Origin of the sequence: Methylorubrum suomiense (assembly GCF_022179765.1) — a bacterium.
In the GTDB taxonomy this organism is placed as follows: Bacteria; Pseudomonadota; Alphaproteobacteria; order Rhizobiales; family Beijerinckiaceae; genus Methylobacterium; species Methylobacterium suomiense.
In genome coordinates, this window is sequence record NZ_BPRE01000013.1 from 132,251 (window position 1) to 157,541 (window position 25,291).

31 protein-coding genes are annotated in these 25,291 nt (G+C 65.3%); 29 read left to right on the forward strand and 2 right to left on the reverse strand.

Going from position 1 to position 25,291, the window contains the following annotated elements; genetic code table 11:
- From MFF26_RS19285 to MFF26_RS19360, 16 genes are all read left to right on the forward strand, one after another.
- Entirely contained in the window at window positions 1-627 is a 627-nt protein-coding gene (locus tag MFF26_RS19285) for a hypothetical protein (RefSeq protein WP_238308385.1), read from the forward strand.
- 27 nt (window positions 628-654) lie between these two features.
- Window positions 655-957 carry a hypothetical protein gene (locus tag MFF26_RS19290; RefSeq protein ID WP_238308386.1) on the forward strand — a complete coding sequence of 101 codons (303 nt, stop codon included), beginning with the start codon at window positions 655-657 and terminating at the stop codon, window positions 955-957.
- Between the two features lie 114 nt (window positions 958-1,071).
- The gene (locus MFF26_RS19295) at window positions 1,072-4,017 is read left to right on the forward strand and encodes a hypothetical protein (RefSeq protein WP_238308387.1); all 2,946 of its coding nucleotides are present in this window, start codon (window positions 1,072-1,074) and stop codon (window positions 4,015-4,017) included.
- Window positions 4,018-4,020: 3 nt separating this feature from the next.
- On the forward strand, window positions 4,021-4,851 hold the full coding sequence (locus tag MFF26_RS19300) for a hypothetical protein (protein WP_238308388.1): 831 nt from the start codon (window positions 4,021-4,023) through the stop codon (window positions 4,849-4,851).
- Window positions 4,852-4,873: 22 nt separating this feature from the next.
- Window positions 4,874-5,506, forward strand: a complete 633-nt coding sequence (locus MFF26_RS19305) for a hypothetical protein (protein WP_238308389.1) — start codon at window positions 4,874-4,876, stop codon at window positions 5,504-5,506.
- 10 nt (window positions 5,507-5,516) lie between these two features.
- Window positions 5,517-6,002, forward strand: a complete 486-nt coding sequence (locus tag MFF26_RS19310; protein ID WP_238308390.1) for a hypothetical protein — start codon at window positions 5,517-5,519, stop codon at window positions 6,000-6,002.
- Window positions 6,003-6,013: 11 nt separating this feature from the next.
- On the forward strand, window positions 6,014-6,406 hold the full coding sequence (locus tag MFF26_RS19315; protein WP_238308391.1) for a gp53-like domain-containing protein: 393 nt from the start codon (window positions 6,014-6,016) through the stop codon (window positions 6,404-6,406).
- A 22-nt stretch (window positions 6,407-6,428) separates the two neighbouring features.
- Window positions 6,429-7,643, forward strand: a complete 1,215-nt coding sequence (locus tag MFF26_RS19320; protein WP_238308392.1) for a DUF2213 domain-containing protein — start codon at window positions 6,429-6,431, stop codon at window positions 7,641-7,643.
- Window positions 7,644-7,646: 3 nt separating this feature from the next.
- Window positions 7,647-8,114, forward strand: a complete 468-nt coding sequence (locus MFF26_RS19325; protein WP_238308393.1) for a structural cement protein Gp24 — start codon at window positions 7,647-7,649, stop codon at window positions 8,112-8,114.
- 13 nt (window positions 8,115-8,127) lie between these two features.
- The gene (locus tag MFF26_RS19330) at window positions 8,128-9,066 is read left to right on the forward strand and encodes a DUF2184 domain-containing protein (protein WP_238308394.1); all 939 of its coding nucleotides are present in this window, start codon (window positions 8,128-8,130) and stop codon (window positions 9,064-9,066) included.
- Between the two features lie 3 nt (window positions 9,067-9,069).
- The gene (locus tag MFF26_RS19335; RefSeq protein ID WP_238308395.1) at window positions 9,070-9,381 is read left to right on the forward strand and encodes a hypothetical protein; all 312 of its coding nucleotides are present in this window, start codon (window positions 9,070-9,072) and stop codon (window positions 9,379-9,381) included.
- A gap of 3 nt (window positions 9,382-9,384) precedes the next feature.
- Complete coding sequence (locus MFF26_RS19340; protein WP_238308396.1) at window positions 9,385-9,798, forward strand: DUF4054 domain-containing protein; 414 nt, start codon at window positions 9,385-9,387, stop codon at window positions 9,796-9,798.
- A gap of 579 nt (window positions 9,799-10,377) precedes the next feature.
- Window positions 10,378-10,749: a hypothetical protein gene (locus tag MFF26_RS19345; RefSeq protein ID WP_238308397.1), complete on the forward strand. Its 372-nt coding sequence runs from the start codon at window positions 10,378-10,380 to the stop codon at window positions 10,747-10,749.
- A complete protein-coding gene (locus MFF26_RS19350) occupies window positions 10,727-11,296 on the forward strand; it encodes a phage neck terminator protein (RefSeq protein ID WP_238308398.1) in 570 nt (189 codons plus the stop codon). The genes MFF26_RS19345 and MFF26_RS19350 overlap by 23 nt, the downstream gene beginning before the upstream one ends.
- Before the next feature lie 3 nt (window positions 11,297-11,299).
- A complete protein-coding gene (locus tag MFF26_RS19355) occupies window positions 11,300-12,727 on the forward strand; it encodes a DUF3383 family protein (protein ID WP_238308399.1) in 1,428 nt (475 codons plus the stop codon).
- A 16-nt stretch (window positions 12,728-12,743) separates the two neighbouring features.
- Window positions 12,744-13,196, forward strand: coding sequence for a phage structural protein (locus tag MFF26_RS19360; protein WP_283207417.1), 453 nt, complete (start codon window positions 12,744-12,746; stop codon window positions 13,194-13,196).
- Here MFF26_RS19360 and MFF26_RS19365 read toward each other — a convergent pair.
- Together MFF26_RS19365 and MFF26_RS19370 are read right to left on the reverse strand one after the other, a co-directional pair.
- Window positions 13,193-13,498, reverse strand: coding sequence for a hypothetical protein (locus tag MFF26_RS19365; RefSeq protein WP_238308401.1), 306 nt, complete (start codon window positions 13,496-13,498; stop codon window positions 13,193-13,195). The genes MFF26_RS19360 and MFF26_RS19365 overlap by 4 nt on opposite strands.
- Window positions 13,499-13,549: 51 nt before the next feature.
- Window positions 13,550-13,891 carry a hypothetical protein gene (locus MFF26_RS19370; RefSeq protein ID WP_238308402.1) on the reverse strand — a complete coding sequence of 114 codons (342 nt, stop codon included), beginning with the start codon at window positions 13,889-13,891 and terminating at the stop codon, window positions 13,550-13,552.
- Window positions 13,892-13,936: 45 nt separating this feature from the next.
- Between MFF26_RS19370 and MFF26_RS19375 the strand changes: the two genes are divergently transcribed.
- The 13 genes from MFF26_RS19375 to MFF26_RS19435 all read left to right on the forward strand — a co-directional run bounded on the left by MFF26_RS19375 (window position 13,937) and on the right by MFF26_RS19435 (window position 25,244).
- Entirely contained in the window at window positions 13,937-14,455 is a 519-nt protein-coding gene (locus tag MFF26_RS19375) for a phage tail assembly chaperone (RefSeq protein WP_238308403.1), read from the forward strand.
- Window positions 14,452-14,697 carry a hypothetical protein gene (locus MFF26_RS19380; protein ID WP_238308404.1) on the forward strand — a complete coding sequence of 82 codons (246 nt, stop codon included), beginning with the start codon at window positions 14,452-14,454 and terminating at the stop codon, window positions 14,695-14,697. The genes MFF26_RS19375 and MFF26_RS19380 overlap by 4 nt, the downstream gene beginning before the upstream one ends.
- On the forward strand, window positions 14,697-16,541 hold the full coding sequence (locus MFF26_RS19385; protein WP_238308405.1) for a phage tail tape measure protein: 1,845 nt from the start codon (window positions 14,697-14,699) through the stop codon (window positions 16,539-16,541). The genes MFF26_RS19380 and MFF26_RS19385 overlap by 1 nt, the downstream gene beginning before the upstream one ends.
- Window position 16,542: 1 nt before the next feature.
- Entirely contained in the window at window positions 16,543-17,043 is a 501-nt protein-coding gene (locus tag MFF26_RS19390) for a phage baseplate protein (RefSeq protein ID WP_238308406.1), read from the forward strand.
- 9 nt (window positions 17,044-17,052) lie between these two features.
- Complete coding sequence (locus tag MFF26_RS19395; RefSeq protein WP_238308407.1) at window positions 17,053-17,373, forward strand: phage baseplate plug family protein; 321 nt, start codon at window positions 17,053-17,055, stop codon at window positions 17,371-17,373.
- Complete coding sequence (locus MFF26_RS19400) at window positions 17,373-18,263, forward strand: baseplate hub protein (protein ID WP_238308408.1); 891 nt, start codon at window positions 17,373-17,375, stop codon at window positions 18,261-18,263. Before MFF26_RS19395 ends, MFF26_RS19400 begins: the two co-directional genes overlap by 1 nt.
- An 8-nt stretch (window positions 18,264-18,271) precedes the next feature.
- Window positions 18,272-18,913, forward strand: a complete 642-nt coding sequence (locus MFF26_RS19405; protein ID WP_238308409.1) for a Gp138 family membrane-puncturing spike protein — start codon at window positions 18,272-18,274, stop codon at window positions 18,911-18,913.
- Between the two features lies 1 nt (window position 18,914).
- Window positions 18,915-19,358 carry a contractile injection system sheath initiator gene (locus tag MFF26_RS19410; protein WP_238308410.1) on the forward strand — a complete coding sequence of 148 codons (444 nt, stop codon included), beginning with the start codon at window positions 18,915-18,917 and terminating at the stop codon, window positions 19,356-19,358.
- On the forward strand, window positions 19,358-20,257 hold the full coding sequence (locus MFF26_RS19415) for a hypothetical protein (protein ID WP_238308411.1): 900 nt from the start codon (window positions 19,358-19,360) through the stop codon (window positions 20,255-20,257). Before MFF26_RS19410 ends, MFF26_RS19415 begins: the two co-directional genes overlap by 1 nt.
- Entirely contained in the window at window positions 20,257-21,081 is an 825-nt protein-coding gene (locus MFF26_RS19420) for a baseplate wedge 1 family protein (protein WP_238308412.1), read from the forward strand. Before MFF26_RS19415 ends, MFF26_RS19420 begins: the two co-directional genes overlap by 1 nt.
- 10 nt (window positions 21,082-21,091) lie before the next feature.
- Window positions 21,092-22,234 carry a glycine-rich domain-containing protein gene (locus MFF26_RS19425; protein WP_238308413.1) on the forward strand — a complete coding sequence of 381 codons (1,143 nt, stop codon included), beginning with the start codon at window positions 21,092-21,094 and terminating at the stop codon, window positions 22,232-22,234.
- A gap of 10 nt (window positions 22,235-22,244) precedes the next feature.
- Window positions 22,245-22,664 (forward strand): hypothetical protein, encoded by a 420-nt coding sequence (locus MFF26_RS19430; protein WP_238308414.1) that lies wholly within the window; start codon window positions 22,245-22,247, stop codon window positions 22,662-22,664.
- A gap of 78 nt (window positions 22,665-22,742) precedes the next feature.
- Complete coding sequence (locus MFF26_RS19435; protein WP_238308415.1) at window positions 22,743-25,244, forward strand: hypothetical protein; 2,502 nt, start codon at window positions 22,743-22,745, stop codon at window positions 25,242-25,244.
- Window positions 25,245-25,291: the final 47 nt, after the last annotated feature.

The window sequence follows — 25,291 nt, forward strand, 5'->3', positions numbered from 1 at the left end:
GTGGCGGGGATTGTTCTGCCGCCGCGCGGTCGCGCCAAGGTCAGCGTTTCACAGGTTGATCGCCCGCCTGTCATGGCGATCACCGTGCCGGGCCAGCAGGGCGCAACGGGTCCGCAAGGGGATCGAGGCCCGCCCGGACCGCTCAACAACGGCTTCGGCACCGTCGATTACACCGATACGGATGCAGGGATCCCGTTGCAGATCCCGGCGGGACAATGGGTGCGGATGGCCCGCAACCTCGTGCCGTCCACCTCGAACGCTAACCCGCCCGCTGGTCCTTGGACGGGCTTCCAGTTCTGGCGCGATGGCGCACTTCGCGCCCGTGCGGTCGGCGACCTGATCGCGCTCAAGTTCTCCTACGTGGTCGTGCCCGAACAGCGCGGCTCGGCGATCCGCTTCGGCCTCTGGCCCGGTGGCATGTCCGAGTTCGATTTCGGCCCCGGCCCGATCATAATTTCCTCGGACGCCGGTCAGGAAGAGCGGTCGTCCGCGACCTTCATCCAGAACGTCCGCTCCCGCTTCGTCACGTGGGGAGCCGAGGTTCACATCTGGTCCTCGGCCGGCGCGACGCTGCTTGAGTTCAGCCCGGAGATCACGCCGCAAGGCCACGTCTCCGCGTCGGCCTGATCACTTCGCATTTCTTGGAGGCGTTACATGCCCTTCACTTCGGGTGTTCATATCGCCTGCACCACGATCACCACGCGCGCGAATGCGACGCTCACGGGCGACATCGTCTCGTCGGACACTTTCCCGACGGGGTCGGGCACGTCAACGCCGACCGCGTCCGACAACACTGCAACGGAGATTGCGGCGGCGGTTGACGTTTGGGTGTCCTATGGCGCTGCGCCGGCCGATCCGGCCCTTCCGACGACGCCTCGCCTCGTCGTTCGCGCGGGGGAAACCCGCAATCTGTTTCTGCGGTCGGGCTTCGTGGTCCGCGTGGCTGCTGTGGCTTAAGGCGGGCACCGCTTCATGGCTGGCTTTTCCCTTGGCCTTTCCCGGCTGCTGCCTCAGCGAGGCGGTACGTCGATCACGGCCTCCATCGGCCGTGTTGCTGTCGGCGATACGATCGTGCGCGGCACCGTGCCCGCAGGCGCCACGGCTGTGTGCCGCCGCAACGGCACGCCGCTCGGCTCCGCGACGGTCACGCCTCAAGGCGCCGCCACCTTCACGCTGACCTCTGCCGCCACGGCAGGACAGACCTACGACTTCGCTTGGACACTGACCGGCGCCAGCTTGCCTGTTGACGTCATCGTCGTTCTGGGTCCGGCCACGGCGTCGTTCACGGTTGGGGCATCGCCCGGCTCGCTAATCACGACTCTCGTCGGATTGGGCGCGGGTGAGACGGCGCAGTCCATCTTTCCGAACGACGGGCGCGTCGCGATCAACGGCAGCGGCAACGCTCTGGTGGTCGGCCTCACCGCCTCTTCGATCGGCCTCGGCATCTACACGCTCACGACGAGTGCGGGGCGCACTCTCGTCATCGCCATCACCGTCGTCAGCGCGGTGCAGCCGATCTTGACCAAGACGCTCGGTGCCGCGACGGCGTCGGGTGTGTCGTTTGCCCAGCTTCAGGCAGGGGCTACGATTGCGGTCCCGGATAGTGCGCCCGGCACGTACTTCGCGATCAACGCCAGCGGCGTCGTCAGCACAACGGCGGCGTTCGCATCGGCCAACCTTGGATCGACGACGATCGACGTCGCCATCACGGGCGGCGGCGACATCACCACCCTCCGGATCGCGACCGTCGCGGGGGAGGTGGATGTCGATACCGGCTCGCGTCTCACGTCGGCGATCACCGCCGCCTCGGCGGGGAGTGCGATCGGCCTGACCGACACGTTCGTGGACGGCGCGGCCGTGACCATCTCCAAGGTGTTCACGGGCACGATCACGCACCCCTACAAGGGCATCGGCCCCGCGCAGAGCATCGCCAACCCGAACGTTTTGACGGACACGGCCTCGCCGACCATGACGGGCGGCCTCGTCATCAAGGCACGGACCAAGTGGGCACCCCGCTTCAACTTCAAGGTCACGCTCAACGGCCCTGAGAACATCGTCTTCGATGGGTTCGCTTTCCGCTTCGTTGCGGCGACGGACAGCTACAACGCCAAGTTCAACGAGGTGTTGCCGCAGAACGAGGTGATCTGGGTTCCGACGCTCAACAATGGCGCCGTGACCGGGGTCGCCTCGTTCGTTCAGAACGGCGCCGGCTACCTTGCGAGCCCGAACGAGCGGCGTGTCTATATCGCGCATCGCAAGCCGACGACCGTCGTCACGCTCACGAACACCCGCAATACGCCGATCGTCGTCACCTACCCGAACCACGGCTTCGTGGCGGGGCGGGCGGTGGGCTTCAACACGGACGGCGTTCTGCCTCGACCGCTCTCGACGCTGCAGGCCGACACTTACTACGTCAAGGACGTCCTCGACGCCAATCGCTTCACCGTTTCGGCTCAGAACGGCGGCGTCGCCATCACGCCTACGACGGATGGATCGGGCACGCATTACTGCGGCCCCGGCACCGGCTTCCAAGGCTATTTCGACGCCAACGCGGACGGCACCATCGACACGAACTCGCCCCTGACCATCGTCACGGCGGGGTCAGGCTACGACAGCACGATGCGCTTCCGGCAGCCGCGTCTCTCCGAGACGACGCAGCTTCAGACGTGCCAGTCGAACATCGCCACCGCCGAGAGCGCGGTGCAGTTGCAGCTTACGACCAACACCCTGTCGAAGGTCATCATCCGCAACTGCTCGTTCGGCAATCCCGGCGGATCGGTCAATCGCATCCCGTTCTGTATCGACGTTCGCAACGCGGAGCAGCTCTACATCCACGATTGCACGTTCGACAACTATTACATCGGCATCCAGCTTTACCAGTGCAACGACGGCGAGGCGGCCCGGAACCTGTTCCTCGGCAACGCCAACGACGTGTACCGCGAGTATACGGCCAACAGTCCTGTTGGCGATCAGTTGGCCAACGGCCCACTGTTCCGCGTTCTGGGCAACATCGCTGCCCAGCCGATGACGGCGGTCGATTGGTCGAACAGCCACGCCGACTTCATGCAGGTCGGCACGCCCGCCGACGTGTCGGCCCAGCACCGGACGGTTCTGCGGTTCAACCGCGTGTTCTGGCCCGGCAATATTCGGAACTTCCAGACGCAGCCGATCCTCAACACGCAGGGACCGCTGCCGTACTATTTCGACATCTCGGACAACTTCTTCATATCGAGCACGCAGAACTACCAGCTCGGATCGGCCGTCGATAAGACGCTCTGCCAGTTCGCGCGCAACACCTGCGTTCGGTACATGGAAGAGTTCACCGACATCAACGCCTTCTCGCCGAAATATCCTTCGTGCGTCGAGCCGTGGGCGAACAACAAGGGCGTTTACTCGACGACGACGAGCTACAACTACGGTGACGTCGTGAAGTCGAACGGTGTATTCTACTCGTCCAAGGTCAACGCGAACCTCAACAACCCCCTTACCGACACGACCAAGTGGGCGGCAAACTACAAGTACGAAGTCGCGATCTACGACAACATCATGGGCGCCATCTGGGCCGCGATCCCGAACACGACCACGGGATCGACGGACAAGGTGCTGGTCTACGCCGACCCTGACAACGATACAGGCGTCTTCAGCGTCGAGTATTACAACTACTATGCCCTGAGGAACCTCTACTCCTCGAACAACACGCAGAGCGGCGACGCCGCCTACCCGCAGATCTTCACGGGTGGCGCGACGTTCTTCGACACGTTCACGCAGCCGGGGGATGTCGTCGGGTATCGCGGCTATGCCGACAAAATCCCGCTGACCTCGTTCGCGGCGGCCAGGGCTGCCATCGATGCAGCGTTCTCAAGCCGGGCGGGGTCCGCCGCCCAAGGCAAGGGCTACCTGCAGGAAGGTGGCATCGCGACCTACTCGCAAGCGCCGTCGAACGCCTACACGCTGATGGACGGCTCCACTCCCTACACCCTCATGGACGGCACCACGCCGCTCACGCTCGGAGCCTGACGCATGGCGACCATCGCATCCCTCAATCCGGTTGCCGCGTCCGGCGTCGAAGAGTACCCGCTGGTGCAAGGCGGCGTGGACAAGAGCCGTCAGAACAACTTCACGGCGACCACCGCCCCCTCGGTCACGGACGACAGCGCGGCGGGCTACTCGGTCGGCTCGTTCTGGTACAACGCCACCCGCGGCATCCTCTACATTGCCCGCAGCGTAAGTGCTGGTGCGGCCGTGTGGCGCCGGGTGCGCCGCGGACACATCGGCTACGTCGTCGGCAACTGGTATGTCGGCGAGGCGGTCGGTCCCGTCGCCGCGTCTGGATCGGCCACGATCGTCGGCAACCTTTGGGCTCACCCGTTCTTCGTGCCTGAGCCCATCACCATCAGTGATCTGGCGTTTAAGACCGCGGCCACCGTCTCCGGCTCGACCGAACTCGCGATCTACGCGGCGACTGCAGCCGGCGGCCGTCCCTCGCTGCGCCTCGGCTACACCAACCCCATCGCCAATGCGGCGGCCAGCACGGTTTATTCCGGTGCGCTCGTCGGCGGCGCTCTCGCCCTTGAGCCCGGCTGGTATTGGGGCGTGTCACAGGGTGATGCTGCCTCGACCTACGTTGCGATCAACGCGTCCAACAACGTCGTGATCTCGTCGGCGATCGGATCGGCTACGCTCGCCAACGCGCTGACCGCGAGTTCGGCCATCACCGGCCTGCAGATGGCCAACACCTACAACACTGACCCCACCGTCACCTTCCCGTCGGATCTGTCGAGCGCGACATGGAACGACCACACGGCCAACCGCAACCCCGTCATCGCCTTCAAGGTGTCGGCGCTGCCGTAACCCCGCCGACTGAGGACGCGCCGTGACCGTCAAGCGCATCGGCTATCATGGCGAAGTCGGCGCTCTCGTCATCGTCGGCTCAAACGTCTTCCCGCCCGGCACGCTGTCGCTGATTGAGACGGACGACGGCTACCTTGAGATCTGGTCGCTGGCCCAGCGCGCCGAACTGCGCGTCCTGTGGTCGGACGTGATCTCGCTCGACGGTCTCGGCTTCGCGACGCACGACGAGGCCGCGGCCTATCTCAGGGGTGAGTTCGCACGGCGTCCGCCTGTCGAGATCGCCCCGGCTGCGGCGGTGGCACCAGCGGGCGCGGTCGCAGGCCAGCCGATGACGGTCTCGCGTCTCAACGGTCAGCTGGTTCCGGCCCGCGCCGACACCTACCCTCTGGCACTCGTGGCGGGTCTTGCGCTCGACGACACGGGCGCTGGGTTTGTCGCGACGCTGACCCGAGAAGCCCTGACGCTTGCCGATTGGACGGCGGTCGCCGGCACGCCCTCGCTCTCGCCTGGACTGCCGTACTTCCTCGGCCCCGAAGGTGGGCTGACCCTGATCCCCGAAATGCGGTCCGGCGCCGACTTCAGCAACGTTCGGCTGGGTATGGCGACGAGCCCGCAGACCTTCGCCCCGACCATCTCCGACCCGATCCGTTTGTAGGAGCCGATCAATGGCGCTGCGCAAACCTCTCGTGCTGGGTGACGACGGCCTGCCGCAGGCTCTTCAATCCGGCGACACCATCTCGGTTCCGGTCAACGCGCCCTCGCTGCGATCCGCCATCAACGGCGAGAGCGTCGCCATCCCGTTCGGCACGCCAGTCTATGCTTCGTCGGGTACGCAGGTGCGCCGCGGTCAGGCCAACGCCAAGGCGACGGCGAAGCTCGTGGGTCTCGTCTACGACAGCAGCATTGCGGCTGGCGCTTCCGGCGCCGTCGCCCAGACCGGCATCCTCACCGGAACGGCAGCGCAGTGGGATGCAGTTGCCGGCACCACGGGCGGTCTCGTCTTCGGCACCTATTACTTCCTCGACCCGGCCACTCCCGGCAAGATCACGGCGACGCCGCCGACCACGGCCGGACAGGTCAACGTCTGCATCGGCTCTGCGCTCTCCGCGACCGAACTGGAAGTCGACATCGAACTTCCGATCCTGCTCTGAGGGGATGATGCGTGGCCTCGCGCAAACCCCTGGTGCTCGGGGCTGACGGGCTCCCGCAGCAGCTCCAGGGCGTGGACACCCTTCCCGCCACAGTGACGACCAACGCCAACGGCACCGCCTACACCTTCCCCGACGGAGCCATTGAGCAATTCGGCCGTGTGACGCTGGTGAACGGCGCGGCGACGTGGACCTTTCCGCTCCCGTTCCCGAATGCCTGCCTGCACGTCGATCCTGTCCCGGTCGTCAGCGGTCTCGCCGCGACAACGACGATCAACGCGTGGCTGGCGAGCGATCCGACCAAGACGACCGCCGTCATCAACGGGCGCTCGCTGACCACCGTTCTCGGCGTCCTGAACCTCGGCGCGGGCAGCTTCGACGTGAAGCTCCACGCCATCGGCAACTAGCCGCATCTCACAGGTACAGCCCATGTTCTACGCGACCGACGCCGTCGCGCTCGGCGATGTCCGAGTGAGCGATGGCGGCTACCTTGAAGCCTTCGCGCACACCGCCCGCACGGGGATACAGCAGTACCTCGGCGCGGAGATGGGGCGGCCCGACCTCGGTATCGTCAACGTCTACCGCGACGCGGCGGACGTGTTCTCCCACGCCTCGCTGCACTCTTTCGCCAAGGTGCCGGTCACTGTTGATCACCCGCCGGGCGGCGTGTCGGCAGCCAACTGGAAGTCCGTCGCGGTCGGCACAACGGGGGAGGAAGTTCTTCGTGACGGCGAGCGGCTGAAGATCGGCCTCAAGATCATGGATGCGGCGGCCATTGAAGCCGTGCGCGGCGGAAAGCGCGAACTCAGCGTCGGCTACCGCACAGAAATCGTTTGGGGCGATGGCATCGCTCCCGACGGCACCCCCTTTCAGGCGCGCCAGACCTCAATAGTCGCGGATCACGTGGCAATCGTAAGTAGAGGGCGCGCCGGTCCACAATGTCGGATTGGAGATAGCTGGTCCGATTTCGCTGACGGGGGGAAGCGCGACCCCGACCAGTCTCAACCGCGCCCCACCGCAGACAGGGACACACCCTCCATGCACAAGCTGACCATTGACGGGATCACCGTTGATCTGTCGGACACTGCCCGCGAGGTGGTGTCCAAGGCCCTCGCCGAGAAGACCAACCTTCTGGCCGACAATCTCAAGCTGGTCTCTGACCATGCCGAGGCGATGAAGGCCAGGGACGCAGCTCACGCCGAGGTCGTGAAGGCCAAGGACAAGGAACTTGCGACCAAGGACGCCGAGATCGAGAAGCTGAAGGCGTCGCAGTTCGATGACGCCCAGAAGCACGTCGTCGCCCGCGAACTTGCGGACGTAATGGCGAAGGCGGCGAAGGTCTCCGGCAAGTCTGATCTTCAGATGGACGGGCTTTCGATCTCGGCCATTCGCCGAGTGGCCGTGGCGACCGCACTCACCGACGCTGCCGTTCAGGGCAAGTCGGACGATTACGTTGAGGCCCGTTTCGACGGCCTCTACGCAGACATTGCGAAGGCCGACCCGCTCGGCCGCGCCATCAGCGACAGCTTGCCGACCCCGCCGACCGCCGCGCGCAGCAACAACGCCGTCCAGCTGGGCGACGCGGCTACCGAATACGCTCGCATGCAAGAGCGTGACCGCAACGCTTGGAAGATGGGGGCGTAACCGATGCCTTTCCCGACGATCTCCTATGACCGCATCGCCGCCCGTGGCTATCCGGGCATGGTCTACTCGACCGAGGGGGCAGATGCCGACATCTCCCTCGTGATCGGCGCCACCAGCGCCGATGTGGCTCCCGGCCTCGCCATGGTGTTCGACACCTTGGAAGGCACCGCCAAGCTCCCGACAGCTGGCGGCAAGTTCGCTGGCATCGCCGTCGTTGATCGCACCCTGCCGTTCTCCAACGGCAATGTGTTCAAGCCGTACGATCAAGTTACCGGCAAGCGTGCTGGTGCGATCTGTGTTCAGGCACCTGGTGCCGTCGCGCAGGGTGACCCGGTCTACTTCGTCAACGCCACGGGCGCCCTGACCAACGTGGCCGGATCGGGTGCCAACACTCTCATTGAGAACGCGGAATGGATCATCCCCACCACCGGGGCTGCCATCTCAGCCGTTCGCCTCGCCGTCAGCAAGTAAGGAGGGCGCATCGATGCTCACTCACGACGCGCCGTCCCTGGCGCTCAATTTCATGCGCACGGCTCAGAACTACATTGAGCCTGAGGTCTATGCTCGCCAGTATCCTGACTTCCAGTATCGGGAGTTGGTGCCTGTCGATAACTCGGCTCCGGACTGGACCACCCGTGTCGATTTCTTCTCCATGGGAGATGATGTCGGCGAGGCTCGCGAGTTCTCTCCCGACGCCGACGACGTTCCGTTCGTGGATTTCCAACTCGATAAGGGCGACAGCCGGGTCTACATGGCCGCCATCGGCTACCGCTACAACCTTCAGGAGCTGGAGCACGCGCGCTACTACGGCATCCGTCTCGAAACGGATCGCGCCGATGCCGCTCGTCGCCGGTACGAACTCTACGTCGATCAGACTGCCTTCGTCGGCCGCCCGAAGCTGAACCTGCAGGGTCTGGCCACCAGCGCGTCGGTTGCGGCGCTCACTGCGGCTGCTGGCGCTGGCGGGTCGTCTCTCTGGGAGAACAAGACCCCGGACGAGATCGTCAAGGATTGCAATCGCATCCTGTCAGCGGTGTTCCTGGGATCGAATGGCATCGAGCAGGCCGACACTCTGCTCCTGCCTCAGGCTCTCTATGAGCTGATCGCGACCAAGCGGCTGAACGACCTTCAGACCACGACCATTCTGGAGCACATCCAGCGGGTCAACGTCTACACGTCACGGACCAACCGTCCTCTGACGATCCGAGCCGTGTTCGGGCTTGAGACGGCCGGCGCCGGAGCGACCCGACGCATTATCGCGTATCGTCGCGATCCCTCGGTCTTGAAGATGCACGTGCCGATGCCGCTGCGCTGGCTGGAGGTCGAGCGCCGGCTGCTGAAGTACGAGATCCCCGGCATCTTTCGCCTCGGCGGTGTCGAGATCCGCCGTCCCAGCGCCATGCGCTATCTGGACGGGGTGTGAGCCATGTCGAAGCTTACCAACCGCTTCACGGCGCCTCTCGGTCTGCCTGACGGGCGTATCGTCTATCCCGGCGCCACCGTCGAGGATGTTCCGGCGAAAGATCTGGATCATCCTGTGATGAAGGCTCGGATCGAGGCGGGCCATCTCGCCAAGGGTGAGTCGGCCGCCAAAGAGGCAGCCAAGGCTCCGCAGCTGAGCACGATGACCGACGACGAGTTGCGCACTTTGCTCAAGAGCAAAGACGTGACCGTCGATGGCCGTTGGGGGCGCGATAAGCTGCTCGCCGAGGCCGCCAAGGTCCAGGCCCCGGCCTAAGCCATGCCCAACCTCGCCGACGTCACGGCAGCGGACTTCAAGGCCCGCTACCCGTCCTTCGACAGCAAGCCCGACGCCTACGTCACGGCTGTGCTGAACGAGGCCCGCGGCGAGGTCAACGACGCGTGGATCGAGCAGGACCAAGTGCCGGCCCTGCTCGTCTACACCGCCTACCTTATCGCGTCCGAGGCGGCAGCCGGCGCCAGCGTTGCGGTCGGCGACGGCCTCAACGTCGGTGTCTCCGGTGCCCTCACGGAAGTGTGGGTCGGCGACGTCAAGGCCAAGTTCGCGGATGTGAAGAGCGGCAGCGGCGGCGGATCGGGCTCCGGCTCGTCCATCTCGCCCGCCGCCGCCCTCTACTGGTCCGAGTTCGAGCGGCTGCGCCGTCGCTCCTTTCCGGCGATGATGGTAGTTTGAGATGAATTTCCAAATGCGGTTCGATATTCAGCGCCGTGGAGATGCACAGACATTCATTAGGCGCATATTAGATCAATTCAGGGCATCAAGCCGTGCTGGCAGAACTGTTAAGGTTGGCTTCCCGGCGGGGCAATCCGCATCGGATTTGATAGCTATTGCATTTTATAATCACGAGGGCACTGACGGGGGGGGGTGGGGCGGCCCCATTCCACCAAGACCATTTATCAGCCAAGCCATGCACCAGGGGCGCGGAGAATTGCGCACTTTTATGCGCGCCGAAGCTCGTAACATACTCCTTGGGCGCATTACAGTAGAGCAATCTTTGATGAGGCTTGGCATCTGGGGGCAGAGAGCTATTCAAGATCAAATCGGGTCTAACATGGCCCCAGCTAACTCAGCCGTGACTGTGGCCCTCAAGGGGTCCGATAGGACACTCATTGACACTGGTAGGCTTCGAGCCTCTGTCACCTGGACTATAGATGGCGGCATCTCGGGCGGGGGTGGCGGGCGTGGGGCCAGCGGCGCACGTTCAAGCCGAGGTACGAGCGGCTTGCCGATCTATTATGATGTGGCTCGGTAATGGACCTCACCCTTGGCGCCATCGGCATCGGTCTCCTGCAGAAGCCCGCCACGCTGATCGTCAGCCCCGGTGGGTACAAGGACGGGCGCTGGGTCGAGGCTCTCGCCTCAATCCCGATCAAGGCGGTGATCCAGTCGGCCACGCAGATTGATCTGCTGCAATTGTCCAACGCGGATCGCCTCGACGGCTACGTCCGGATCTACACGTTCCACCCCCTCAAGACGGTGGACGAGGACAACCCATCGGATGCGCAGCGGATCGTGACCCCCGAGGGCGTGACCTACCGCATCGTCAAGGCTGGCCGCCGCACCGAGGCCGATTTCACGCGCGCGATCGGACGGCTTGAGAATGACCGAGGACGAAGCGTTTGACCGCCTGCGCGCGCTTCTCGTGGCCGTCAACGCCGAGAGCGTGCTGCTCGGCCAGACCAAGACCGCGCTGACGGACATCATCCTCCATCACCAGCGCGCGCCCATGCCCGAGGGCGCCTATGCCGGGTTGACCCCGTTGGGCTCGACCGAGAGCGGCGACGGCTACAGCCTCTGCTACGAGACGATCACCCTCGACGGGGTGGAGCGGGTCGTAGAGGTCCGCACCATCGGCATTTCGTACGGCTGGCGCATCGATATCTACGCCTCCCGCCCGCGCGACCACGCCGACGCCTTCCATGCCGCACTCTGGTCCGCCCGCGCGCAGCTAGACCTGCTGCCCGCCGTCGTGTCCGAGATCGGCGAGATCAAGCAATCCGCCGAGCGCATCCAAGAGAATTGGGAAGGCCGGGCGAACTTCACCGTCACCCTCTCCGCCGCCCGGCAGCAGCGCACGCTCATCGACGTGATCGAGCGTGGGCACATCAATTTCACCGGATCGGGCGGTCCCACCACCATCCGTACCTCCCTCGACTACGCGAAGGACTAGCCCATGCCGAGCCGGCTGCCGATCGACCGCTCCGTTTCGGTCACCCTCACCCGTGAGGACCAGTTCCCGACCACGGCGGGCTTCAACACCGCGCTGATGCTGACCCCGACACCCCTCGTCGGCTTCCTCGACGCGACCCACCGCACGCTGCTGTACTCGAACATCTTCGAAGTTGGTCTGCAATGGCCCGCCGCAAGCCAGGAGTACAAGGCCGCCGCGCTGTTCTTCTCGGCCAAGGTTCGTCCGCCGCAGATCAAGTTCGGCTGGTACGACCCCAGCAAGGACATGACCGACGAGATGAACGCCATCTACCAGGCCGATCCGGACTGGTTCTGGCTGCTCGCCACCAACGTCCTCAACGACACCGCCAAGCAGCGCGCCATCGCGGACTGGTCGGAGACGCACGAGGTCATCTTCGGCGCCGACAGCAACGACACCGACACCGAGGTGCCCGGCGCTGTGGACGACGTGACGTTCCAAGCCACGATCTCGCAGGGCTCGCCCGCCGTCCTCACCAAGACCGCGCACGGCCTCACGAACGATCAGCAGGTGCGCCTCACCACCTCCGGCACGCTGCCCGCGCCCCTGACCGCGACGGACACCTACTTCGTCGTCAACGCGAGCGCGAACACCTTCAACCTCTCGGCGACGCAGGGCGGCACCGCCATCGCCACGACCACGGCGGGATCGGGCACGCACACGGTCACCTCGCCCCGGTTCGGCGGCTCCATCGCCGAGTACGTGGAGAACAAGGCCTACGATCACACCGCCGTGTTCTACCATACGGACCCCGGCTCCTATCTCGCCGCCGCCGCATGGGCCTATGCCTGCGGACGCGACTTCGACCGCGCCAACTACGCGCGCGCCGCTGCGGGCTTCATCGACAGCGGGCAGGCCTACACCCTCAAGTTCAAGACCCTGCCCGGCGTCGAGCCGATCAACCGTCCCTCGGCGACCATTCAGGCCGTCACCGGCTTCGTGCCGGGCATCGGCATCAACCGGGATCAGGGTCACAGCGCGAACACCTACGTCAACATGGGTGGCCGCAACATGCTGCTGGAAGGCACGGTCGGATCCGGTGCCTTCATCGACACCATCCACTTCAGCGCGTGGATCCGCGCCCGCACGCAGGAGAGCGTGTTCGGCGTCCTCTCCAATGCGGCAGTCGTTCCCTACACCAACCAAGGCACGGCCTTCCTGATCGAGGCGGGCGTGCATCCGCCGCTGCGTCGCGCGTTCGCGGCTGGGCTCATCGCCCCGCAGTTCGGCGATGACGGCGAGTTCGTGCCGGAGTTCCAGACGGCGGTCGATGACGTGGCCAACATCCCGGTCGCGCAGCGCCGCAACCGCATCGCTCCGGACATCCAAGTCCAGTTCCTGACCGCCGGAGCGATCCATTTTGCTTCGGTCTCAATGACCCTCAAGTTCTAAGTTAGGAGCGCTCGCAATGGCTGAGTGTGGGATCTTCGGCACCTACTCGTTTCGCAATGTCGCCTTCAATATCGACGGCGCGATGGTGACGAACTTCGATGAGGGCGACGACTGCATCACGATCGCTCCGACCAGCGATCTGGGCACGCCCAAGGTCGGTGCAGATGGCGGCTCAATCCTGTCGGTTACCGCAGATCAGTCGGCAACCGTGACGCTCCGCCTGCTGCAGAACTCGCCCATGAACCGCTTCCTTGAGAACAAGGTGCGCCGCATGCGCAGCGGGGCTCTGACCGGCACCACGTTCGCGATCGGCTTCACCGACCTGTCGAGCACGGAAACCGGCGGCTGCACGCAGGCCATCGTGATGCGCGAGCCGACGATCACGCGCGGCGTGAACACGAACAATCTCGAATGGGCGATCTTCTGCCCGTGCTGGACGAAGAGCACCGTGCAGGTGAACGCGGCCTAGCCCTGAACCGCGAACGGGTTCAGCATCTTCGGATGGTGGGACGGGTTCGGGGTCTGATTGATCTCGCCGCTCTTCCCCTCGAACTTGCACCGCGTTGACGGCGGCGAGCCGCACACCTTGGTGATGTTCCGCTTGCCGACGCATTTGCCGTCCGGGGCACGGTATCCAGGACCGCCCTTGCAGCCGCAGTAATTGCAGAAGCCGCCCCGACCGCCGCCGCCACGTCCACGGGCATCGGCCGTATTCGCGGTGAGGAGCCCAAGCGCTAGTGCGGCGCAGGCAATAGACAGAACCCGATGCATCGACGCCCCCGAATAAGGAGGGGCAGTCTCCTCGCAACGCCCTGTGGTTGTCTAGCCTTCCGTCGGCACCAGCGTCAGCACAACGCCGGTCTCAGGGCTCGTCGATAGCCTGTACTCGACACCAGCCAGGACCGCACGACGCTGAGGCGTCCCGGTCAGCGCCTTGAGAGCAGCGCCGCGCTGCTCCGCCGTCGTGAAGGGCGACCACGTTGCCATCGCGAGACCTATGGCGCCGATGAAAGCGTCGATGTCGCTTCCTTTCGCGTAAATCAGCGTGATGATCTGGGCTTTGCCAAGGGCGCGTGGCGGTGACGTGGCCACGACAGCAAGGCTGCCCGTCACAGTGTAATCGCAATAGCGCGCGGCGCGATCCTCGCACTTTCCCGGTGTCATCCGAGACGCCGAGTCTATCCGTTCAGCGGTGCGATTGTAGGCGACGTGGACCTGATCGGCCGGGCCGAAATCGCCCGCCGCGGCTGGCGCGGCCGGCATCAACAATCCAAGGGCAACCCAAGGGCTCGCCCGCATCTCTCACTCCGAGGTTCGTTCGTGGCAGAGCGCAAGATAGGTGGAGTTGTCTACCGATGCGAGAAGGTGCCCGCCGATCAGGGCATCGCGCTCTTCGGACGGGCGTCAAAGGTGCTCGGTGTCGATAGCCTCGCGATCATCCGCGACGGCTCGAACCGCGCCAAGGCAATGGAGGAATACCTCGTCCTTGCGCTGAGCCCGAACGGCAATCCGACCGAACTAGCCGCCCTGATCGCCGAACTCGTCGGGATGTGTCAGGCGCACGGGGGCGGTGGTTACGATCCCTGCGTCATCGGCGTGAAGCCGGAGAGCATGGAAGACGCCGTTGAGGTCGCGTTCTGGTGCTTGGAGGTCCAGTTCAGAAGTTTTTTGTCCGTCGCCCTGTCGCCGCCGCCCCCGAGCCCGACCGAAAGCGGTCAGGCGGCTTGAGGGATCACGAGGTTCAGGCCATCGCGCCGAACCTCGGCGACAGGTTCTATCTCTACCGTCCCACCGCAGCCTTCCGCGCGCAGCCGCTGTGTTCGCTGGCCGAATTGAAGACGGTCCTGACAATCGACGATCTCGCCGACATGCACGAGGCCATGAACCTTCAGGACGCGACGTTGCGGCGCGCTGAGGAAGAGGCCGAGCGCGAGCGTGCGCGAGATACGCGGAACGGACGGCGCCGCTGATGACAGTCGAAGAACTCATCGCGAAGCTCGGCTTTCGCCTGACCGGCGAGAGCGATCTGCGCAAGTTCCTCGCCGACATCGAAAAGGCCCGTGCGGCGCTCAAGAAGCTGCAGGGCACGTCGAAGGACATGAGGTTCGACTTCAAGTCCGGCGGCGCCTCGCGACTGACGCGCGATCTGAACCAAGCTGCGGAAGCGGCCCGGCGTCTGCGGCGCGAGATGGCCGGCGTCAACCGGATGTCTCCGCGCGGCCCGAACTACGTGCCGGGCCGTCCCGCGCGTGAGCGGATGTCTTCCGGTGCTGGGTCAGGGGCCGTTGCCCAAGGCGTCGTCGCCGGCAACCTCATCACGGACACCATCCGGGGAACGGCACGGATTGCGGCCAAGCCGCTCGTCACCTTCGCAAACCAAGAGACAGCTCAGAAGCAGCTGCAGCTCACGGCTGGCGTGTCGGCGGATCAGGTAGCGAAGGACACGGCGCGGTTCAGCGACCAATCCCGCGAACTCGGCACAACGCCCAAGCAGATGCTTGAGGTTGCCAATGCATTCGTAGCGGCTGGCCTGAAGTACGAAGACGCGATCAAGGCAACGATCCCAACGGTGAAGGCGGCCAAAGGCGGATTTGCTGAGATCGGCGACGTGGCGCAGGCCGGCATCGCCAGCATGAACAATCTCAAGGTTACTTCGGACGAGTTGCCGAAGGCCTACGACATCATGGCGGCCAGCGGGAAGGCGGGTCAGGTCGAGTTCAAGAATATGGCTGGCGTCTTGTCCGAGCTTTTGGCTTCGGGTGAGAAGGCTGGCTACACAGGGCTTTCCGGCCTCACCGACATCACGTCGTTTCTGCAATACTCTCGCAAATCGACGGGTACGCCCGGAGAGGCAGCGAACAACATCAAAAACTTTTTCGATAAAATTTTTGCCGAAGTAACTACAAAGGCATTCGAGAAAGAAGCTGGCATCAGCCTTGAGAAGAAAATCAAGGAAGGTTCAAGCAAGGGCTTGAACGCAGCGCAAGTCACCCTTGATGAACTTGTTAAATTTACAAAGGGCGATCAGTTTAAATCCAAGAAAGTATTCGGTGACGTTCAGGCTGGCGACTTCATCACGGTCTACCTCAAGGCAAAGGACGAGATCGCTCAACTAGCAGCAGACGTCACCAAGACCGCGCCCGGTATGTCGGAGCGGGATTTCGGCGAGGTCATGGGCACGCTGGCGCAGAAGGGTCAGCAGTTGGCCGCGTCCTTCGATGTGCTGCTCGGCAAGATCGGGGCCTTCGGATCCGATACCGCCAAGGGCGCAGCCGATATTGCTGCCAAGGGGCTGGAAGGCCTTGCGGGCAAGCAGCGATCCGATGCGGAAAGCGCGAGCTTTCTCAACAAGATCAACGAAAAGTTCGGGCTGCCGCCTGGCTACAACACGATTTCAGGCGAGGCATTCAACGATCGCTTCGGCAATGCTTTGTCCAACTCGCCGATCTTCACGCGGGATGCGGCTGCAGCGCGCATCGCGGGGCGAGGACGAAACAAGACTCTCTCGCTCGGATCGCCGCAGTACCCCGGCAGCACGGCGCCGACGCTCGGCGGATCGTTCGGGCTGTCCGGCCCGCAGAACAAGCAGATGGGACAGGCGGCGCAGCAGACCGTCCAGAACATCACCAACAACACCAACACCGGCAACGATCAGCGGACGCAGACCGCCCACGTGACCGTGAACGCGAGCGGTCTCGCCGAAGTCGCCGCGCAGGTGCTGTCTCAGGTCAAGGCCGGACTGTCGTCGATGGGCCCGAGCATCGCCAAGGGCAACACGACGCCGACCACCGGCCTTACGCTCACGGGTCCGTGATATGCCGGTGTTCTTCCCGCGCTCAATCGGTCCCGTCTTCATCGACGTGGTGGTGGACGAGTCCGCCTCGGCGTCGATGGAGATCCCCTCGCATCCGGTGGAGCGGGGCGCCAAGATCAGCGACCACGCGTGGCGCCTGCCGACCACGCTGAAGATGACCAGCATCACGCAGGACGTGACGGGCCCGTGGCGGGCGCTCAACGACCTGATGGCGCAGGCCGAGCCGTTCGACATCCTGACCGGGTTCGACCTGTTCCCGAACATGATGATCGAGAGCATCGAGCCGCAGCGCGACGTGATCTGGTCGAACGTCCTCTACTTCACGGTGAGCTTCAAGGAAGTCATCATCGTGGACAGCGCCGAAGGCGTCGGCAACGCGGGCACGGGCGGCGATCCGCGCGGCCAAGGGCTGTCGGCGCGCGGCCAAGTGCAGGCGCGCCAAGTCGATGTCAGCGGAGGCCGCGCCGCCGCCGTGTTCGGTGGCCTTCCCGGCATACCGTGAGGCCCCTTCGTGAACGTCTACGAACTCACCGTCATCGACGCGCCGTACCAGCGGCTTGAAACCTACCTGAGCGACACAGCCGTTGCGCTTGAGTTGCTGTTCAACGAGACCACGGATCGCTGGTCGATGAACCTGCAGATTACCGGCCAAACGGTCCTGTCGGGCAAGCGGCTCGTTCCCGGCATCGATCTGTTCGCACCCTACCGGTTCGGCATCGGTTCGCTCTATCTGGTCGATTGGGAGGGGCTGGGAGGCTCGCCAGGGCGCGACGCGTTGCCGAGTGGGCAATTCCGCCTCTGGCACGTGGACAGGGCTTCTGAGGCCGCCTGATGCGCTTGTTCGGCCGCATCATCCGCGTCACCGTCGAGGGCGACGGCGGATCCGCCACGTTCATCGGCGATCAAAGCCCTGAGCCCGGCCTGAGCATCAGCGGCACCTGCACGCAGACGATCGGCTCCAAGCCGAATGCTGGCACCGTCACGATCAAGAACCTGTCGCAAGCCCGACGCAACATGCTCGGCAACGAGTACGACAAGGTGACCGTGGAGTTCGGCTGGAAGGGGATGGCGCCGTGGGTGCTGTTCTCCGGCGACATCCGCGACGTGTCGCACACCAAGACCTCGCCGGAGATTGAGACGGCGATTGAGGTGGGCGACGGCGACAAGGCCGTCGGCAAGGGCAAGGCCTCCAAGACCTTTCCCGCCGGCACCAAGCCGAAGGAGATCGTCGAGTACCTGCGCAAGCAGATGCCTGGCATCGCCAAGGGCGAGATCAAGGGCCTGGACGATCTGCCCGCCACCAAGCGCCCGACGACGGTCTACGGCTACGCCTACCGCGAGTTGGACACCATCGGGCGACAGCACGGGTTCTACTGGTCGCTGCAGAATGGCAAGATGCAGGCCGTCAAGGCGGACGAGCATCTGGGCGGCAACGTCCTGATCTCGGCGGAAACCGGACTTTTAGGGGTGCCCACGGTAACTGACAAAGGTGTGAAGGTCACAACTTTGATCATCCCTGGCCTCACACCCGGTCGCGTAATTGATGTTCGCTCCGAGTTCACCGACACCAGCCTCGCCGCCAAGAAGGACAAGCGCCCCACCGATCAGGGTGGCGGCCTCTTCCGCATCGCTTCGGTCGCCTACACCATCGCCTCGCGCGACGACGAATGCACGGCGGAGATCGAGGCGAACCGGATCCAGGGCGACAAGGTCAAGAAGTAGGACGTCGGATGGCCGGTCATCAGGGATCCTCAACCCGCCGTAGCGTGGACGAGATGCTGGCGGCGCTGATTGAGACAGAGCGCGCCGACATCTTCACCAACGGCAAGGGCGTCGTCGTCTCATACGACCCCAAAACGCAGACGGCGACGATCCGGCCGAAACTGTCGATGATGATCGCAGGCGAGAAGGTAGCTGCGCCCGAACTCCAGAGCGTGCCGATTTCTCATACGCGGATCGGCAACTTCATCATACATGGTAATCTCCAAGGCGGCGACGAGGTCGATCTCGACTACTCGCAGCGCCCCTTGGATGAAGCGATTGAGGATGGCAGCGACCAGAGCGGCAACCGCTCCGGCAGGATGCACAGCCTGTCCGACGCGACGGCCCGGCCAGCAGCGCATTCCAAGGGCAAGCAACTTTCCGACATGCCGAGTGACCGGATGCATATCGGCTCGACCGATGGCAAGTCCGGCCTTCAGATGAAAAGCGACGGCTCTTTCGATCTCGTCCGCAACGGCGACAGCTTGTGGAAGGTGATCGAGGATCTGGCGATGGCCTTCCGCGACCACACAAACAACGACGCCGAGAACAACAAGAAAGCCGAAGCGCAGGCGATCGTTGACCGCATCGCAAAGATCAAGGCCTCCTGACATGGCAACCTTCGTCGGTCTCGGCATCACGCCGGAACGCCGGGAGATCTTCGCGACCGAGGCCGGGGCCGCCGTCATCGACGAGCGCGGGCGCCCGATCCTCGCGTCTTCGGCCAACAACGACCTGACCCTCGACGAGACCGGCAACCTGCGCATGGTCTACGACGCGGAGGCCGTGGGCGAGCATGCCCGGCAGCGCCTGCAGTTCTTCAAGGGCGAGTGGTTCCTGGACCCCCGCATCGGGGTGCCGTGGTTCGAGCAGGTCTTGGGCTTCTCCGGATCCCGCCCGCAGGTGTCCGAGGCCATCGTCAAGCGCGAGATCCTGCAGACGCCGGGCGTCACCGGGCTGTCGGGGATTGAGACGACGTTCGACCGCCTCGTGCGCGGCATCCGGGTCTCAAATGTCCTTGTCGAGACCCAATTCGATGAGACCGTGGAGGTCTGATGCCCTTCGGAACAACTCCGACCGGCTTCGTCCGCAAGCCCCTGACCACCGCCCTCGCCGAGATTGAGGAGAAGGCCAGGGAGATCTTCGGGCCTGGCGTGATCCAGACGCCGCAGAGCCCGCTCGGTCAGTTGAACGGCTTTGCCGCCTCCATCATCACGACCGCGTGGGAGATGGCGGAGGACGTATACCAGAGCTACGACCCCGACCAAGCCGAAGGCATCCGACTGGAGCAGTTGGGCCGCATTCGCCTGCTGGAGCGCATGGACGGGGAGACCGACCCCGCCTATCGCCAAGCCATCACCAACGAGGACCGCGCCCGCATCGATCTCGCGGACATCAACCGCGCGATCGCCAAGATCGACGGCGTCTCCTACGTTCAGGTGTTCGTCAATCCGGCCGATGCCGAGGATGCCGACGGCGTTCCCGGTCATTCCATTGCGGTCGCGGTGATCGGTGGCGACGACGAAGCCATCGCGCGAGCGATCCGCCCCTACGTCGTCCCAGGGGTCAACACCTACGGCAACAGCCGCGTCGACATCGACGTGGAGGGCTACTGCCGGACGATGCTGTTCATCCGCCCGACGCCGATCCGGATGGGCCTGCAGCTCGTCGCCAAAGTCGCGCCGGACCGCCTCGGCTGCCCCCCGCCGTCCGCCGCTGCCATCGGCCTTGCCGCCTCGAACGGGCTGACCGGGGTCAACCGTCCGATCAACGGACGGGACATCGACCTGCACCTGGTCCGCACCGCGGTCTCCTGCACCTATCCCAACGTCGAGATCGTGAGCGCGACCTACAACCTGCTGCTCGACGGGCCGCTGACGCCCGTACCCGCTGAGGTGCCGTTCCTGTCGATCGCCGAGATCGTGCCGTCGGCCGTCACGGTGGCGCTGGTCTGATGGCCGACACCTGCCCGCCCGTGGGCACCCTCGTTGACCGGGAGATGAGTCGGATCGCCACGCAGTATCGCGAGGCGACCCGACTGCGCGGCTACATGACCGCCTTCTACGACCAGTTGGAAGAGGCGGCGCGGGCGACCTGCGACATCCCCAACCACTTCGACCTCAACACGGCGCGCGGGGAGCAACTGACGTGGATCGGCAAGCGCATGGGCGTGCCCCGCTGCCACTGCGTCTGCACCACCAAGCCCGTGTTCGGCTTCGCCTGTGAGGACAACCCGACCCCGTTCCCGATCACCGGGTTCTGCGAGGACGGCATCTGGCAGGGCTGCGGCGGCGTCTCGGATCTCTGCCTGACCGATGACGAAGTGTTCCGCGCCCACCTCAAGGCGCGGCGCTACCAGATGCTCGGGCTGTTCGACCTCGAAAGCCTCTGTGCCGCGGTCAGACAGATCTGGGGCGCGACGGCGTGGATCCCGCAGGCCTCGGCGGGACAGGTCGTGCTGGCACCGGGCCGCGACCTGACGCAGCCGGAATTGGAACGCCTCGTCGTCACGCTCCGCATCCTGCCGATCGCGCCCGGCATCCGCATCGCCATGCATTACGGCGCGGCTCCGATCTTCGGCTTCGGCACCGGCTGGGCAGGCTTCTGCGACAGCGTCCCGAGCCAGCCCGTGTTCGGCTTCGACTGCCCCGACACGCCCTCTGCGCGTCCGGTCGTCGGCTTCTGTGACGACAGCGTGTGGGTGAACTGCGCGCCTCCGGTCGTCCCGGCCGGCTTCTGGCTCTGCCCGGTCGCCATCGACCCCTACGCCTGCCCCTAAAGGAAAAGCTATGAAGCGGGATTTCCCTGCGCTCTGGGCGGAAGCCCCGGCGACGCAGCGTCGTGAGCCGACCAACGGCGAGATGGCCAGCGGCTTTCCCTGCGGCCCGGCCGACCTGACGCTCTTCAACGAACTGATCTATCGCCTCGCGCAGGCGTATCGCGAAATCTCCTACTGCATCACGCAGTCGGGCCAGACGCCGAACGCCAACAACCTCACGCAGCTCTGGACCGCGATCCAAGCCTCGTCGCCGTCGATCGAGCGCGTCCACAGCGGCGTGGATACGGGCACCGCCGGCCACATCGTCGCGAACGTCTCGCCCGACATCGCCGGGTACGATCTCGGCAACCTGTTCCTGATCAAGGCGGCCAATGCCGCCACGGGCGTGACCGACGTCAATCTCGACAGTCGCGGCATCGTCGCCCTGCTGCGCGCGGATGGCACGCCGACCCAGAAGGGCGATTGGCTGGCCAGCGAGGTGCTGCAGATCGTTAGCGACGGCGAGAACCTGCGCCTGTTCGGCGTTCGCTCCTCCCTGATGCCCTCGCGGCGCCTGTCGTCGTTCCAGACGGCGGGCACTTACACCTTCGTCGTCCCGGCCGGCGTAACGTGGATCTTCGCCGAATGCGTCGGCGCGGGTGGCGGCGGATCCGGTGGCGGCGGCAGCGCGACGTGGGCGTCCGGTGGTGGCGGCTCCGGTGGATACGCGTCGGGCTGGATCAGCGTCGAGCCGAACCAATCCATCACGGTCATCGTCGGCGCGAAGGGCCTCGGCACGAACAACGCCAACGGCGCTGTCGGCGGCGCGGGCGGCACGTCCTCGGTCGGCGCGTTCTTCCAAGCGACCGGCGGCAGCGGTGGCAGGGGGTCGAACACGGATTGCTCGGGCGGCACCCCCGGTCTCGGCTCTGGCCCGAACGCCCAGCGCGCGCTCTACGGCTCCAACGGCGGTGACGGCAATCCGTACCGCAACGACGTGCAAGGCGGCTACGGCGCGGCCTCCGCGTTCGGCGGCGGCGGTCGAACCGCAACCGTCAACGACCCGGTGATGAACGGCAACGCACCGGGATCGGGCGGCGGTGGCATCTGGTACGTCGGCCCGGCGCAGCTCGGCGGCAATGGCGCGGACGGCGCCGTCTTCATCCAATACTGACGAGGCGACGATGCAGCTTTTTGCTTACGTAGTGAACGGCGTCGTTCGCGAGATCATCAGCCTGGACGATGGCATCCGACCGGGCACCGACATCTACACTGCCGAGTTCGCGGCACAGCTTCACGTGTGCGAGCCCTCGGTCGAGGTCGGCGACCTGTTCGAGGACGGCAACTTCCGCAAGCCCGATCCGCTGCCAGAGCCCGATCCGCTGCCGGTGATCACCTACAAGGCCGACATCTACCGTCGCTGCACCGATGCGGAAGCGGAGGCGATCGAGATGGCGCTTGCCGCCGCGCCGGTTCGCCAGCGCCGCCTGTTCGAGAGCGCCTTGCACCTCGACCATTCCGACGCCGCCTTCGCCTTCGCGCAGGAGGCCATGGTCGGGATGTTCGGCAAGGACCGCGCCGACGCGCTGCTGGCCGCCTCGTAAGGCCCGCGCACCTCCACCGCTCATCCATCTCACCCCCGCACACGCCGCAGCGCATCCGCGCCGCGCGAAGGGCTGCCTATGGCCGAGACGATCACCGTCACCCTTCCGGAACTGCCCTTCGTTCCTGCCGCGACCGGCGAGGAACTGATCGCGGTCTGGAAAAACGATCGCCTCGGTCGGATCGATCAGGCGTCGTTGCGGGGCACGCGGACCTATTCCGGACCGTCGGGCCCGCCGACCCTGCCCGCCGACATCATGGCGCTGCGCCCGAAACTCAATGATAGGTGGCGCGAGTCCGACACGGGCGATGAGTGGAAGGTCACCTCGCTCGAACCGTTCACGTGGGCGCGCGACGGCAACGTCAAGGGCGCCGACGGCGTCAGCAACGTGCCAGGTCCAGCGGGAGCACCTGGCCCGGTCGGTCCCTCGGGTCCGTCGGGCCGCACGCAGACCAAGTTCGCGGCGCAGACCATCCCGGATTGGCGCGCCGTCATCCTTGACGTGGATGATCGCTTTCGCTTGGCGGATCCGAGCAACCCCCTGCATCGCCAGCGGGTCATCGGTGTCGTGGTGTCGGGCGGCGTCAGCGGCTCCTCTCTCGTCGCGCAGACAGCCGGGGATGTGCGCGGGCCCGACGGCGGCTTCACGGGCGGCTCGACGCTGTTCGTCGGCGCGGGCGGTGCCCTCGTCACCACGCCGCCCGCATCCGGTTGGCGTCAGATCGTCGGCACGGCGGTCGGGGCAGGACAGATCGTCGTCGCGTTGGGAGAGGCGCGCGTCGTCTCGGACGAAGGCACGGCGTTGTTCCTCCCCGATGGCGGGTTCTCGTCGCCCGCGAGCGCGGATGAGGTGCAGGCCGGGCAGGACGGCAGCAAGTACGTCACCCCGTCCGCGCTCAACCCCGCGCTGTCGGGCAAGCTCGGCCTCGCCGCGATGCTTCAGGCGGCGGCAAGCTTCAATCAGCCCGCCGCGACCAAGACCATCCTCGACTGGCTCGCCGACCTGATGATCGAGGGCGCCGAGTTGCGCGCCCTCGGGTTCAAGGGGGACGGGCAGAGCCACCCGCTCAGCGAGCGCTTCGGCACGGGTACGGCTGGGTTGACGGCGGCCAGGGCGGTGTTTCCGCGCGCGCAGTCGCTCAACGAAGAGATCGACGGCCACGCCATCCAACGGCGCATCGATATCGCCGTGCGCGATGGCTACGCCTCCTGCACGGTCCTGCCGCGCGGCTCCGTCGCGCTCACCTCGTTTCCGATCAACAGCACCGCGACCATCGCCTGCCACGTGACGAGCCCTGGACCGGCCACGATCAAATGCGTCGGTACGGCCACGGGGTGCTGGGTTCACGGCACGGAAGCCTCGCCCGCCGCGAGTCCGTTTACGTGGCGCGGCGTAGATCTGGACAGCGCGTCCAGTGCAGCGACCACGCTCCTGATCACTTTCTTCGGCTCGCCTAACATCGGTCGCGGCCAGTGCCTCACGTTGCAGAAGGCGCGGTTCAATCGTGGTACGCGCGGATGGCTCATCGGCGACATGCCGCGCGGCCTGACGGTCGATGATCTGCAGGTGTTCGGCGCCGACTTCCAGATGCAGGCGGGCGGCGGGATCGAGATTAAGGTCACGGCGGCCTGCACCTACGGCTCGTTCACCTATTCGTGGAAGGACGTGATCGTCGCCAACTACACGTGGGGCTGGGATTGGACCAGCGTCGCGGCGCTGGAGGGCGTCCTGTTCACGGGTTGCCACGCCTATAACGGATGGGGCCTCTGCCGGGTCGTCAACAATCGGCCAGCGGAGTTCTATTACTCGCTCCTGTGGGAGTTCAACGGGTGCGATTGGGAAGGCCTCGGCTTTGCCCTGGACTTCTACCGGGTGCGGGGCGTGCGCGTGCGCGGCGGCTTCTGGATCGCCACGCCGAACACCGCCAGCCGCCCTCTCCCGACAGGCACCGTGACGGACAACGACGAGGTCCGGTTCGTCAACTTCCGCGACGTGTCCGACTTCAATCTCGACGGGATGCAGTTCGCGGCGGGTGGCCCCGGCGGGGATGCCGTCCGCACCAACTTCGCCCTCGTCCACACCGACGCCAAGTGCAGCTTCGGCGTCATTCAGAATTCGTCGATCTTCACCGATCACGCGACGGCCACTTGCGCCTTCCGCCTATCCGGTGATCGGCTGGCCACCATCGTCGAGCGCGGCACCAAACTCCTGCTGTGGTGGGGCGCCCCGCCGGTCACGCTCTACGCGGGCACGGGCGACCAGCCCTACCAGATCAGCGAGTCGGACGTCGCGGCACAGCCCGGCACCGTCAGCGACGCGGGCTACTACCGCCTCAAGGGCTTGAGCACGCAGACATCCGATGCGCAGGGCCGCATTACGGTGCCGTTACCGCGCCGATCCGGTGGCGCGCTGCCGTTCTTCCGGCAGGCACCGCACGTCACGCCAGTCGCGGGCAACTCCAACACCGCCGCGCCGAGCCTGTCGCTGATCAGCACGTCCAGCACCAGCTTCACCGTCGCCCTCGCGGGCAACGCAGCCAACGTCACGGTCGCCGTCTACTGGACCGCCGAAGGCGTCTGAGCCTCGGCCGTCCCGACCGCGCCCTCCGCACATCACCTGACCGCAAG